Below are 13532 nucleotides of genomic sequence, written 5' to 3'. Positions count from 1 at the left end.
GTTATTGGTTATTTTCCAATTCCACTTTACGTTCAGCCAGTTGTTCATGGTTAAGTGTCTGCAAAGCAGGAATATCAACGATGAGTGCAACGCTACCATCCCCCATAATGGTGGCCGCCGAAATACCCGGTACTTTGCGGTAATTGCTCTCAATATTTTTAACAACAACCTGATGCTGCCCCACCAGTTTATCCACCAGCAAGGCATAACGACGTCCGGCACTCTGTACAATAACGGCGATGCCTTTCGTTGGATCAGTGATCCCATTGGGGATATCCAAGATGCGATACAGTTCAAGCAGGGGTAAATATTCTCCACGTACTTGCAACAGTTTTTCATCCCCCGCCAGCGGATAAATATCTTCTTCTTGTGGTTGCAATGAGCTGACTACGGCACTCAGTGGCAGGATGAAAACTTCCTCATTCACCCTGACTGACATGCCATCCAGTATTGCCAATGTTAATGGCAGCAAAATGCGAATAACGGTTCCCTTCCCTTCCTGGAAGTTAATTTGGATTTGCCCGCCCATATCCTGAATGTTGCGCTTGACTACATCCATGCCAACACCACGGCCAGAGACATCAGTAACCACTTCGGCGGTAGAGAAGCCGGGAGCAAAAATCAGCATAGCCACTTCTTCGTTGCTCATATTTTCGCTGACACCCAAACCCTGAGATTGTGCTTTTGCCAAGATCTTCTCACGGTTTAAGCCAGCCCCATCATCAATGACTTCTATGCAGATATTGCCCCCCTGATGTTCGGCCGCCAGCGTCAGATTACCGGTTTCGGGTTTACCGGCCGCAAGACGCTTTTCCGGGCTTTCGATACCGTGGTCGAGACTGTTACGTACCAGATGGGTCAGCGGATCGATAATTCGTTCAATCAAACTCTTATCCAGCTCTGTCGAACTACCAATCAGGGTTAATTCCACTTTCTTATTGAGCTTGCCGGCCAGATCCCGTACCAAACGTGGATAACGACTGAAAACGTATTCCATCGGCATCATGCGAATTGACATGACGGACTCTTGCAAATCACGGGAATTGCGCTGCAATTGCGCCATACAACTCAACAATTCACTGTGTTTTGTCGGTTCCAGTCCATTACAGTGCTGGGCCAGCATAGATTGGGTAATAACCAATTCGCCCACTAAATTGATAAGCTGATCTACCTTTTCAACGGCAACACGGATACTGGATGATTCCGCACGTTGGCGCGGAGATCCCGCGGCTGGACGTGGTGCCGGACGCCCCACTTCACGGACATCGGCTTTTTTCGGGACATCAGGCGGCGGTGGATTATTTGTCGTTAGCGGATTTGCTGCGCTGATAACCTCTGCCGCCGTCTCTTTGGCGGTATCGCTGTCTGCCGTACCATTTTCTGCCACAGGTTTTATCGTATCGCTTGTTGTTACGGCATCTTGTTCCGTTTCAGTCTCCGCATCTGCCGACTGAGATTCATGGGGGGGTAAAAAAGTGATTTGCTCCGGTTCAATCACAAAACACAATACCGCCGTAATATCGTCTTCTGTCGCCGAGGTGATCAAGGAGGCTTCAAGGCTGTTTGTTGTCTGCTCTACATCATAAATCTCGCCAAGATGCCCCAATTCGTCCTTCATTAAACTCACTTCGCGCTCTTTCAATCCAGATAAATGGACACGGATCTGTCCATGATTGGATTTATTTGCCAGAGCCGGTTTCTCTTCTGGCTGATGTGCTTCACTGTGAGCGGATGCTACCGCCTGCTTTTCCTCAATTTCCTTTGCAACGTCTTCCGTGCCAAGTTCGGCCTGAATAGCCGGTGTTGCTGCAAAAAATGCTTCTTGCTGCTGTTCTTGCTGTAGCTCTAATGCAAGCTGACGCAGTGTCTCGCAGATATAATTGAATGTATCTTCATCCGGCTCCTGAGAACTTTTATAGGCATCCAATTGTTGCTGCATAATATCTTTCGCTTCTAAAAACAGGTTGATAATGTCAATGGTCAGGCGTATTTCGTCACGTCTGGCACTATCGAGCAGATTCTCTAAAACATGCGTGGTCTGTTGCAGCTTGGTAAAACCAAAAGTCGCAGCGCCCCCTTTAATCGAGTGGGCGCTGCGAAATATTGCGTTTAGCTGTTCATGATCAGGCTCATCGGCATTGAGCAGCAATAGATGCTGCTCCATGTCCGCCAATAGTTCATCTGCTTCATCAAAGAAAGTCTGATAAAACGCGGTAATATCCATCGTTACTTACTCTGTCATCTTATTATCACTTGACGGTTCAACTAATAGCTGTTCCGACTGTATGATTTCATGTTTTATGATCACATGGGATTGTTGGGTAGATTGCTGGGTGGATTGCTGAACAGTCGTTTTCTCATTCGAATCCATTCTGATGACTTCTTGCATATCCATACTATTGTTAGCGGTCATGGCGTTGCCGCCACTGTTTTCCTGTTCAATCCTTTTTTCGGCATCTTTATTCAATACAATGATGCTGATACGACGGTTAACCGGCGCATTAGGATCGATACCTTTCTGCATACTCACCGTGGCAGCCATACCCACAACCCGCAGGACTTTGATTTCATCCAGACCCCCTAGCAGCAATTCACGCCTTGACGCATTGGCACGATCTGAAGAAAGCTCCCAGTTACTGTAACCTCGCTGACCGTTGGCGTATTGCAGATTATCGGTATGACCAGAAAGGCTAATTTTATTGGGGATATCGTTTAAAATCGGCGCAATTGCCCGCAGAATATCGCTCATGTGGTTTTCGACCTTTGAACTGCCAATCATGAACATCGGGCGATTTTCCCGATCAATAATCTGAATACGCAAACCTTCATCCATCATGTCAATCAATAGATGAGGACGCAGCTCTTTAAGGCGGGGATCGGTGATAATCAATTGGTCAAGTTGCTGGCGCAACCGATTCAGGCGACGGGTTTCTTCTTGAGTTTCAATCACATTAGATTGACGGAAAACTTCCCCATCCTGTTGGAGAACATCCTCCCCTCCCCCAGGGATCGGATTGGTACTATCGCTGCTTTTCTGTCCCTTATTGATCGCCACCTCTAAAGGGGTACGAAAATATTCGGCGATACTGGTTAATTCCTGCGGACTGGCTATCGATATCAGCCACATCACCAGAAAGAATGCCATCATGGCAGTCATAAAATCCGCGTAAGCAATCTTCCATGATCCGCCAGAGTGGTGCGAATCATGTTTTTTCCGCTTTTTTATTCTGATGACAGAAACATTATTCGCTCTCATAATTATTCTTCAGCTTCTTCTTGTACAGGAGATTTAACCCGACGAACATGTTCTTCCAGTTCTGTAAATGAAGGGCGATCGGTGAGGAATAATGTTTTACGACCGAATTCAACGGCAATTTGTGGTGCATAACCATGCAAACTGGAAAGCAATGTCACCTTGATACATTGCATCATTTTAACCTGCTCGCTGCTGCGTTGGCGAAGGAGTGTGGCCAGTGGAGAAATAAAACCATAAGACAATAAGATCCCGAGGAATGTCCCGACCATCGCATGGGCAATCAACGCGCCCAATTCGCCTGCCGGACGATCCGCAGATGCCAGTGCATGAACGACGCCCATGACCGCCGCAACAATCCCGAATGCCGGCAGCGAATCCCCTACCATCGCTAAACTCGTTGCCGGCACTTCATTTTCTTGTTCGTAAGTCTCAATTTCTTCATCCATCAAGGCTTCAACTTCATGAGGATTCATGTTACCGCCGATGATCAGACGCATATAATCCGTGATGAAATCCATCAAATGCTGATCTTTCAACAGGCGAGGATATTGGGTGAAAATATCGCTTTGGTGTGGATTTTCAATATCCCGCTCCAGAGCCAATAGCCCACTTTGGCGAGATTTGGACAGCAAACGGAACTGCAACGCCATCAGATCCATATACATTGCCTTATTGTATTTTGATCTGCGCACTATTTTGGGTAAAGCACGCAACGTTGCCTTTATCGCCTTGCCATTATTGCCCACAATGAAAGCACCCACGCCGGCACCTGCAATAATCAAAAATTCCGCTGGCTGATAAAGTGCGCCCAAGTGACCACCGACAAGTAAGTAGCCACCAATTACCGCACCAAAAACCACGATATATCCTAAAAGTACTAACACGCGATATCCTTTAGCTAAGTTGGTGAGCAGATGGGATTTGAACAGGGCGAATTGATAAATGAAGAAGGGTGTGATGGCAGGTTACAGAGTTTTTATCAAACCTGTAACCTGAATTTTACTTTCCCATTTAAATTCACATAGCTTGCTGAGCAAATCCATCCAGCAGTTGTGAATTAGTATCGGCAGGTTGAGGGGAAAGTTTACGTTTTTTTACTGCCCTTGAAGGGGGCTGGCAAAGGCTACAAACAAAGCTATTTACTGGCTGGTGAGCATGGGTGATAAAAGTTCCACCACAGCAACGACATTCGGTTGGCTGTAGCATCCCACTGTCAACAAAACGAACCAATGTCCAAGCTCTGGTTAATGCTAAAACCGGCCCTTCTTCACGATTCGGAGGACATTGCTCAAGATATAGGCGATAAGCTTTGACTACCGCCACTACGCCGTCACAATGTCCACTTTTCAACAGAAAACGGTAAGCATTGTAGAACATTGACGAATGAATATTCTGTTCCCAAGTCATAAACCAATCCGTCGAAAAGGGGAGCATCCCTTTAGGCGGAGGGCTTCCCCGCAGCTCTTTATACAACCGGATCAATCGGCCTCTGCTTAGTTGTGTTTCACTTTCAAGCATCTGCAATCGTGCGCCTAAAGTGATGAGTTCCATTGCCAACTGAATATCTTTCGCTTCCTGAACAATACTTTTTTCAACCATCTTTACGCTCTTTTCTTGATTGAAGTGTCATCCTGAGTGGATAACTGCCGAAAAAGATGAGTAGACAGTAAGATACCTGTATGGATTTGTTGCAGATCGTCCACCCGCGATTCCTTAGTTAACTGCTGTACGGTTTCGTGGTCTTCAAACCGAAAATGGCAAATCAGTTGGTTTGTTTCAGCTAATTTTACTAACTGAGGCAATGTCAGCTTGGCCAACGTATCAGCCATCGATTCACAAATACCTAAACGGAACATCGCAGATGCTTTCTCATGGTTAATTAGCCGTTGTGCTAAAAGCAAATACGATAAATTTATGTCATAAATATGTTTGAGCAATTCAGCCGTACTCATTTCTATATATCCCGTCCGATTACATGAAAAAATCAAATTAAGTGATCAAAGAATCACTCACGACAAAATTACCAGTAGCATGAGATTCAATAATCTCCGACATAACTGAAATATACATCTTTAGCCAGAGCAGTAACTGTCCTTTGTATTACTCTTGGGATCGCCCAATTTCTAAAATATTTCGGTAATGGGTTGTGAAAGTATTATTGCGTCATCTGGGTAATGCACTTGCCACAATTGATTAAGAATATTCTTAATGCTAATTAACTTTACTCCTGAATCATCAACTTATACAACGGAGAATAGATGTCATTTTAAATACTATGTGATCTAGATCACAAAACTAGTGCTTTTTATTATGGTTCTAGCTCATTAACTATTCAAGCAATAAAAAACAGAAAATAGTCTACAATTAATAAGTTAAATTATTTAAATAAAAATATTAGGGAGCGTTTTTTGTTTTATACGATCTATTAACCTTACAAATCCAAAATAACGACAAAAAATCTTTCCTTTAGCTAAATTATCAATATTCTAATAAAATTTGCTTCTTGATAATGTAGGTAGGCACCCATCTTCCACTATAACTTGATTTAGATCATAGTCATGCCAAATTTATTAATTATATGTGAATACTAGTTATTAAAAAGCTATCAGTCTGATCATTTTTAGTTTATGATCGCACTATTTTCAAGCAGAAGAAAAAGAACCCTCGCCCCCACTTTGCGCACAAACATCACACAGATCACAAAAATAAGATAAAATACAGTATGATATTGAAATAAAAAAGCATCTGTATCTTTGCTCACCGACAAACATAACTAGCAACGCTTTGCTAATCAAACAAAATTTGACCTTCTCTGCGATCTGTCACGGAGATTTTCCACCACTGAAATCAATAAATTTACCTAAACAAAAAAACCGCAGATATAGCCTGCTTGTGACATAATTTTAACGAAATTTCTCTTGCTGTTTATTTCCCCTCATTGGCTAGCTTACGCACACAATAAATAAGATAAATTAATCAATTTATTTTATTTCTACAACCAAAATGATAAGAATGGCAAATGTTTTGGCGGCTTTTCAAAACAGGCAAACCCATGACTAAAACCCCAAGAAAATCGCTTATTGGCTAGAAATTAATTTGCTTAAATAACAGAAAATATAACTATAAAATAATTCCCAAATGCAAATTTGGCAACAGCATATTATTACATAAAACCCAATTAAAAGAAGAATAAGGAATTGGAATAAAAAATAAAGCCAGATGCAAAAGCAGACATTAAAAAAGCAAATAATCCTGTTTAACTTTGGGTGGAAATATAAATAGATAGATTAATTTGGCGTTTCAAATAAAAAGAATAACAGGTAAATATAACGCTATTGCTACCTTAAATTCATTTATATTGTGATAGGCAGTTCATGTTTAGAGAATAACATCAAGACCTATTCTAAATATCTGAAGAAAATTCGTTATGATCAGCGAGCCAATGGCATCCACCCTGTATGGATTATTCCCTTAACCCATACAGAATAAGATATTAATTAATGAGAATTATTTACAACCATCCACCAAATCGGTGAATGTAAAACCGCTTCATCATTTGGGCAATGATACAGTAGCTTATTAATGTTCCGACTAGCCATGGAAAATATTCCCACGGTAGTGGTTGTAACCCAATTAGGGTACCAAATGCGGAGAAGGGAATGTAAATGCCGAGTGCCATTATTATTAGTGTCGTTAATAAAACAGGGAGTGCTGCCGTACTCTGTACAAAAGGAATTTTTTGCGTGCGCAACATATGTACAACTAAAGTCTGTGACAGTAACCCCTCCACAAACCACCCTGATTGGAATAATGCTTGATGTTCTATGCTATTAGCTGCAAATACATACCACATCACAGCATAAATCGTGATATCGAAGATAGACGAAGTTGGGCCAATCCAGAGCATAAAACGCCCTATATTCTTTGCATCCCATTTACGGGGCTTTTTCAGAAACGCCTTATCCATTTTGTCCCAAGGCAAAGACAGTTGTGAAATATCGTACATTAGGTTTTGTACAAGCAAATGAATGGCTAACATCGGTAAAAATGGAATAAATGCACTGGCAACCAAGACAGAAAATACATTTCCAAAATTGGAACTGGCTGTCATATTTAAATACTTGATGATATTCCCAAACGTTTCCCTTCCCTTAATTACTCCCTCCTCTAATACCATCAAATTCTTCTCAAGCAGAATGATATCTGCTGACTCTTTTGCGATATCCGTACCGGTATCAACTGAAATTCCAACATCGGCATCCCGTAATGCCGGCGCGTCATTTATTCCATCACCAAGAAAGCCGACAGTATGTCCATTATTTTGCAATGATTTTAAAATGCGTGATTTTTGCAAGGGGGTTAACTTACAAAAGACTGACCTTAGCTCCACTTCTTTTGCAAGGTCTTCATCACTCATTAGTTCAATATCAGGGCCAATAAGAAGATTTCCAGAATCTAAATCCACATCTCGACAAACTTTAGCCGTTACAACAGGATTATCTCCGGTAAGTACCTTAACCGAAACACCATTTTCCCTTAATGCCGCAATTGCCATTGCCGCGCTTTCTTTTGGTGGATCTAAAAACGTTAATAATCCTTGTAGTGTCATCTCCTTTTCATCTGCAACAGAAAGTGGATGCTTCACTTCATCGGGACTTAACTCCCGCGTCGCTAAGATTAACACCCTGAAACCTTGTTCGTTATAACGGCTAACTAATCCCATTACATTGTTACGGTTTTCTTCAGTGAGAGGAATAATTTTCTCCTTTATCCTTATATAGGAGCAAACTGATAGCATCTCTTCTGCGGCTCCCTTACAAATCAATTGATAATTTTTAGACAAATCCTGGACAGAAATTGATAACCGACGTCTAACAAAATCAAACGGTAACTCATCAATTTTTCTGTAGCTGCGGAGAAAATCGAGGTCTGAATTAACGCCCCCATACCTGACAATGGCTTGATCCATTAAGTTTTTAGTGCCACTTTGGTGAAAGCTGTTTAACCAAGCCCAGTGAAGTACAGAAGTATCTTCCCGGCCTTCTGTATCTAAATAGTGCTGGAGAATAATTTTATCCTGAGTCAGTGTTCCTGTCTTATCCGTACATAATATGTCCATTGCACCAAAGTTCTGGATTGCATTGAGTCGCTTGACAATGACTTTTTTCTTTGACATAGCAATAGCCCCTTTTGCCAAATTGGAACTGACAATCATGGGCAACATTTCAGGCGTTAAACCAACAGCAACAGCCAGGGCAAACAATGCCGCATCAAGCCAATCTCCTTTTGTTAACCCATTAATTAACAATACAATCGGCACCATAACCAGCATAAAACGGATCAATAACCAGCTAACACTATTCACGCCGCGATCAAATGCAGTTTGCGCACGCGTTCCTACGATGGATTTTGCCAGTGAACCAAAGTAAGTTTGCTTTCCTGTCGCCACAACTATCGCGGTTGCAGTACCACTGGCCACGTTGGTTCCCATTAAACAGACATTGGCAAGCTCAAGTAACTCGGTTTCAGATACATTATCAGGACGGGCGGTCTTGGCACTCACATGAGCCATTGCGTCATATTTTTCGACCGGGATCGCTTCCCCCGTCAAAATGGCCTGGCTGATAAATAAATCTCTGGACTCAATTAAGTACAGATCTGCCGGGATCATGTCTCCGGCAGATAAATAGAGAATATCTCCCGGAACCAGATACTTGATTGGAATTTCTTTTTTTCGTGGTTTGGTCATATCAGAAGGGCGTCTAAAAACGGTTGCTGTTGTATTAACCATTGACTTTAAGGCATCCGATGCCTTATTTGTCCGATATTCCTGCCAAAACCGAAGCAATCCGCTTAATGTAATCATTATCAAAATAATAATGACACCCGTAAGCTCTGTTTTTTCCCCGTTGAATGATGGCAACACATAGTCAGTACAAAAACTGATTGCGGCAAGTAGTAGCAATACATAGATAAATGGATTGTGGAAAGCGGTAATAAGCTGCATCAGGGCATGAGGGGTCTTTTCATGTGCCACTTCATTGATCCCATACTGCCCTAAGCGCCCTACGGCGTTATCATCAGTTAAACCCAATGTACTGCCGTTAAGATCAGTGAGGATATGCTCCAGACTTTGATTAGCCCGTTGTGCAACGACAAACTCTTTTTCCTTGAAAAACTTGGCTGATTTATGAATGTATTTCTCGGTCATAACGCTTTCTCTATATTCAATTTACAATAGCCATCATCCCTTTCTGCAAGGGATAATTTTCATATGAAACGTTAGGCGTTACCTACCTGAGAAACAAAATTACCTCATAGGCAACGCCTCATTCAGTGCGGGGGATGGGGGGACATCGTCCATATTGGCTCCTTATCGGTATAAGATTATGAAATTAACAATAACGGAATATTCTAAGCGGGCAGTTCAGCTGCAATTTCCCAATTAACCGAACTCACACTTCTTTCCAAACTCACCCGACAAACAATCGATTCTATTTCTTTTTGATCTGCAGGCGTTGCCAATACTTCTGCACAAACCTCAAGCCTGCCAGCTTGAATGGCATCTGCACTGCTCAATGACTGCAACCTGACCCCTAATCCATTGAGGGCTTGTAAGATCAAAGTCCTTACCAGAATTTCATCATCGATGTCGCAAATAATATGGATCTTATAGCGCTGCTCTAGATCTAAGGCTTGCTGGTGAGGCTGGGTATTAATACGTTGTGCGATTTCCCTCAATAAAATGTTTGCACAAAGAATAATCGCGGTAGCAATACCTGCCGCCCAATATTGCCCTACGCCACATAACACCCCTATTCCCGCTGAACACCACAATGTTGCTGCCGTATTTAAACCACGGATGTTCATTCCCTGACGCATGATTACACCTGCACCAAGAAAACCAACTCCAGAAATAATTTGTGCCGCTATGCGATCAGGATTCCCATCAGAATGACTGATTGCAGTGAGCATGAAAAGTGCTGCACCTGTTGATACCAGAGCGTTGGTTCTCAATCCCGCCATACGTTGGCGCCACTGACGTTCAGCGCCAATCAAGGCACCTAAACACAGCGCAGAGAGTAAGTGCATTGCAATAGATGTTAACAACATGGCATTCTCCATAACATCAAATGGATAGAGATACTCTAAATCCCTCAAGTTATTGATTGTGAACCTGATTGATTAGTGCATATTTGAAATTTATTGGGTATAGAAAATCATGTACATAGAGGCTGACTCAGCTAACTTGATTGACTGAGTTCTTATTGGTTGAGTTTTAAAATTCGTTATAAAACTCACACGCAAAAAATAGCCTGAAGAGATCATCTCTTCATCGTACATGGAATATTCTGATGACGAATATTGAATTCGATTATTCGTATTTTCCCGGAGGGAATAAGGAGTGAGTATATGACCACATCATGTATACCCCGACATATCTTCAATTGATACCTTACTAAGAATCCAGCTCAGTAGATCCCTAATATAGGATAATTTCTCTTCGGGTGGGTACAGCTCATGAAGTTAATAAGGTAGTACCGCCCACCATTTCAGGTAAGCAGCAAATCGAGGGAGACGAACAGCTTACCGGATTATATTTTTATTTAACCTAAAACTTTGACTGTCCAATGAATCGTTCTCCAATAGAATTTGCGGGGGAGTATAAACAGTTAAAATTAACAAGTAAAGGCCTTAATCAGGAAGATTGTTCTACAAAACAAAAACGGCTTTCTGTTTTACATACAATTGACAATTGATTTTAATTCATGGCTAATGTCCCATTATTTTCACTAAGTTATTTTTTATTAACTAAATAAATGAACTTAAAAAATGTTGGGAGCGATATGATACAGGAGCCAAAATTCGTGGGATAACTGCATGATATAAAAATACAAAAAGCCCGCTACGGCATTTTACGTTAGCGAGCTTAAATAAGGCATAAAGGTAGAATTAGATAGCAGTTACGTTTGCTGCTGCTGGGCCTTTAGCACCATCTTCAATGGTAAATTCTACGTTCTGGCCTTCTGCCAAAGTTTTGAAACCGTTACCTTGAATGGCAGAGAAGTGAACGAATACGTCTTTGCTACCATCAGCTGGAGTGATGAAACCAAAGCCTTTAGATTCGTTAAACCACTTCACTTGACCTTTCATTTTGTCAGACATTTGACTTTCCTATATATCAAAAAAAACTCGCCATCTCGGGCATGTGTGTTGGCCAGTATCAGCTATTACTTATGGAGGCACTAAGAAGGAAACGGTCAACAAAGGCTACCAAGGATAGCACTTACACATAACTCATTAACTCAAGATGTCGTACATAAAGTAGGTCTGTTAATCAGGCCAAACGCATTAACGCATGACCGCACACGAATAGCAACCTTTTTATGTATTATCGTTTTAAAAAAAACTCAGACGCTCAATATTAGAACAAAATAACATAATAAAAAGAAGATTTTATAATTTTATTTGATTTATTCAACTTTTGTCTTGGCAAAAAAATATCAGTATCGCTCGCCAACAATAACAATTTGCCAAATAAATTAAACCAATTGCTATACAAATGTAGGCTCAGGGCATGCTAACCTTGAAAATGCCATAACTTTCAATTCGATCACGATTTTTACAACACTTTTACGACATTTTTTACAGCACTATTTCTATAAATGAGTTTACAAATAAGTGAGTTAGTATTATGAAAATCATAAAACAGATATTGATTCAGGATCTTGAACGAATCAATCTTAAAGAGCATCGTGATGGTAAAGTACATTTCAACAGCATTTTTATTCGCCATCATCCCTACCTGTGTCTGGCGATGATCGTTGCTTATGCTTTTCTTTCTATGCTCATGTGGTACGCGCCCTATTTTGGTGCCTGGTCTCTTTTTGCATTTACTCTGGCTTTTATTGCCATGGCCGCCGTTCTGCTATTTGATATCAAGCCGGTCTACCATTTCGAAGATATTGACGTACTTGATTTACGGGTATGTTATAACGGTGAGTGGTTCGTCAACGAGCAAGTCTCTAAAAAAGCGATCAATAAGATACTCACGCATCCTCGAGTACCTAATGAAATCAAAGATGACATCAAACGTATCATCCGGAAGAAACAGGGAATTTGTTTTTACGATGTGTTTATGATCGCCTGTTCAGAACAATCACCCTATGCCCAGTCTATTAGCATGGTTAATAAAAGCGCGGAAATTCAATAAAATAGGACAATGATAAATCAAGAAGCTCACATACTGAGCAAGCAGTAAGAAAAAAAGAATTTTTGCGTTGACACTATTCCGGTTCATCGCTAATATTCGCCCCGTTCTCAGGAACAACCCAATTCCTCCATAGTTCAGTCGGTAGAACGGCGGACTGTTAATCCGTATGTCGCTGGTTCGAGTCCAGCTGGAGGAGCCAAATTCAAGTATTTCGCTAGATAAATCAGCGCGATATTAAGGTTGAGAAAGATAACTTAGCCTAACTCGTTTTAAGCGGCTTCCCGATTGGGAAGCCGTTTTTTTATTCTCATTTTTATCTCCTTCCTTAAAACTTTGTAAACCCTGCACTTGTTTACTTCATGCTCATAAAAAAGAAATAATGATAAACCAAATGGATTTTTACCAATATAAACAGCGACTATTAAAGATTATAAAGACCATAAACATTCAGATAGCCAGATATTTTTTAAGCAATAAATAGCAAAAAAACACCATTTTGATGTCGGCTTGATCAATTATGCTTATTTCTATTTTTTCTCCTTTACAATACCAAATCATTCACTGTATCATTCGCCCCGTTCTCAGGAACAACTCAATTCCTCCATAGTTCAGTCGGTAGAACGGCGGACTGTTAATCCGTATGTCGCTGGTTCGAGTCCAGCTGGAGGAGCCAAATTCTGGAAATCCCGATTAGCTTTGCTGGTCGGGATTTTTTCTGTCTGCAATATTTTATGTACATGCCCTCATATCTCACATTGCAGTAGTGCCAGTGACCTCACAGCTCCAAATCTTATACCCAACAAATTGCCAGCTACTTTCCGGCCTAAAAACATAAACAAGATCAAAAACGACCCAATAAGTACATATTGCGAGCAATCAAACACTTATTGTTATTTTCTGCTTTGACAAACATAAAAAGTGCCGTTAAGATTCACCCCGTCTTAAAGGAGTTCCTCCATAGTTCAGTTGGTAGAACGGCGGACTGTTAATCCGTATGTCACTGGTTCGAGTCCAGTTGGAGGAGCCAGATATTCTGAAGAGCCTGATTAGTAAAACTAATCA

9 protein-coding genes and 3 tRNA genes are annotated in these 13532 nt (G+C 41.3%); 4 read left to right on the top strand and 8 right to left on the bottom strand.

Annotated features, from left to right (window positions below; translation table 11 throughout):
- Position 1: 1 nt before the first annotated feature.
- From cheA to cspE, 8 genes are all read right to left on the bottom strand, one after another.
- Positions 2 to 2164, bottom strand: a complete 2163-nt coding sequence (gene cheA / locus PSI17_RS03280) for a chemotaxis protein CheA (RefSeq protein ID WP_443255995.1) — start codon at positions 2162 to 2164, stop codon at positions 2 to 4.
- A 66-nt stretch (positions 2165 to 2230) separates the two neighbouring features.
- Positions 2231 to 3256 carry a flagellar motor protein MotB gene (gene motB, locus PSI17_RS03275; protein ID WP_273550590.1) on the bottom strand — a complete coding sequence of 342 codons (1026 nt, stop codon included), beginning with the start codon at positions 3254 to 3256 and terminating at the stop codon, positions 2231 to 2233.
- Positions 3257 to 3258: 2 nt separating this feature from the next.
- The gene (motA, locus tag PSI17_RS03270; protein ID WP_273550589.1) at positions 3259 to 4140 is read right to left on the bottom strand and encodes a flagellar motor stator protein MotA; all 882 of its coding nucleotides are present in this window, start codon (positions 4138 to 4140) and stop codon (positions 3259 to 3261) included.
- Between the two features lie 133 nt (positions 4141 to 4273).
- Positions 4274 to 4855: a flagellar transcriptional regulator FlhC gene (gene flhC, locus PSI17_RS03265; RefSeq protein WP_273550588.1), complete on the bottom strand. Its 582-nt coding sequence runs from the start codon at positions 4853 to 4855 to the stop codon at positions 4274 to 4276.
- A 2-nt stretch (positions 4856 to 4857) separates the two neighbouring features.
- Complete coding sequence (flhD, locus tag PSI17_RS03260; protein ID WP_273550587.1) at positions 4858 to 5208, bottom strand: flagellar transcriptional regulator FlhD; 351 nt, start codon at positions 5206 to 5208, stop codon at positions 4858 to 4860.
- 1559 nt (positions 5209 to 6767) lie between these two features.
- Entirely contained in the window at positions 6768 to 9467 is a 2700-nt protein-coding gene (mgtA, locus tag PSI17_RS03255) for a magnesium-translocating P-type ATPase (protein WP_273550586.1), read from the bottom strand.
- A 203-nt stretch (positions 9468 to 9670) separates the two neighbouring features.
- Positions 9671 to 10369 (bottom strand): MgtC family protein, encoded by a 699-nt coding sequence (locus PSI17_RS03250; protein WP_273550585.1) that lies wholly within the window; start codon positions 10367 to 10369, stop codon positions 9671 to 9673.
- Between the two features lie 840 nt (positions 10370 to 11209).
- A complete protein-coding gene (cspE, locus tag PSI17_RS03245) occupies positions 11210 to 11422 on the bottom strand; it encodes a transcription antiterminator/RNA stability regulator CspE (protein WP_045971136.1) in 213 nt (70 codons plus the stop codon).
- A gap of 529 nt (positions 11423 to 11951) precedes the next feature.
- Here cspE and PSI17_RS03240 point away from each other — a divergent pair.
- The 4 genes from PSI17_RS03240 to PSI17_RS03225 all read left to right on the top strand — a co-directional run bounded on the left by PSI17_RS03240 (position 11952) and on the right by PSI17_RS03225 (position 13497).
- Complete coding sequence (locus PSI17_RS03240; RefSeq protein ID WP_273550584.1) at positions 11952 to 12470, top strand: YlaC family protein; 519 nt, start codon at positions 11952 to 11954, stop codon at positions 12468 to 12470.
- Between the two features lie 123 nt (positions 12471 to 12593).
- Positions 12594 to 12669, top strand: a tRNA-Asn gene (locus PSI17_RS03235).
- Between the two features lie 398 nt (positions 12670 to 13067).
- Positions 13068 to 13143 (top strand) — tRNA-Asn (locus PSI17_RS03230).
- 278 nt (positions 13144 to 13421) lie between these two features.
- A tRNA-Asn gene (locus PSI17_RS03225) sits at positions 13422 to 13497 on the top strand.
- Positions 13498 to 13532 lie beyond the last annotated feature (35 nt).

The sequence above is a fragment of the Xenorhabdus sp. IM139775 genome, assembly GCF_028598745.1.
Taxonomy (GTDB): Bacteria; Pseudomonadota; Gammaproteobacteria; order Enterobacterales; family Enterobacteriaceae; genus Xenorhabdus.
The sequence above is the reverse complement of the archived record's forward strand: the minus strand, read 5'-3'. Positions and strand labels throughout refer to the sequence as shown.

Coding starts and splice junctions, on each gene's coding strand:
- mgtA (WP_273550586.1), bottom strand. CDS start 9,467: ATGACCGAGAAATACATTCATAAATCAGCCAAGTTTTTCAAGGAAAAA.
- motB (WP_273550590.1), bottom strand. CDS start 3,256: ATGAGAGCGAATAATGTTTCTGTCATCAGAATAAAAAAGCGGAAAAAA.
- PSI17_RS03250 (WP_273550585.1), bottom strand. CDS start 10,369: ATGTTGTTAACATCTATTGCAATGCACTTACTCTCTGCGCTGTGTTTA.
- flhC (WP_273550588.1), bottom strand. CDS start 4,855: ATGGTTGAAAAAAGTATTGTTCAGGAAGCGAAAGATATTCAGTTGGCA.
- flhD (WP_273550587.1), bottom strand. CDS start 5,208: ATGAGTACGGCTGAATTGCTCAAACATATTTATGACATAAATTTATCG.
- cspE (WP_045971136.1), bottom strand. CDS start 11,422: ATGTCTGACAAAATGAAAGGTCAAGTGAAGTGGTTTAACGAATCTAAA.
- PSI17_RS03240 (WP_273550584.1), top strand. CDS start 11,952: ATGAAAATCATAAAACAGATATTGATTCAGGATCTTGAACGAATCAAT.
- cheA (WP_443255995.1), bottom strand. CDS start 2,164: ATGGAGCAGCATCTATTGCTGCTCAATGCCGATGAGCCTGATCATGAA.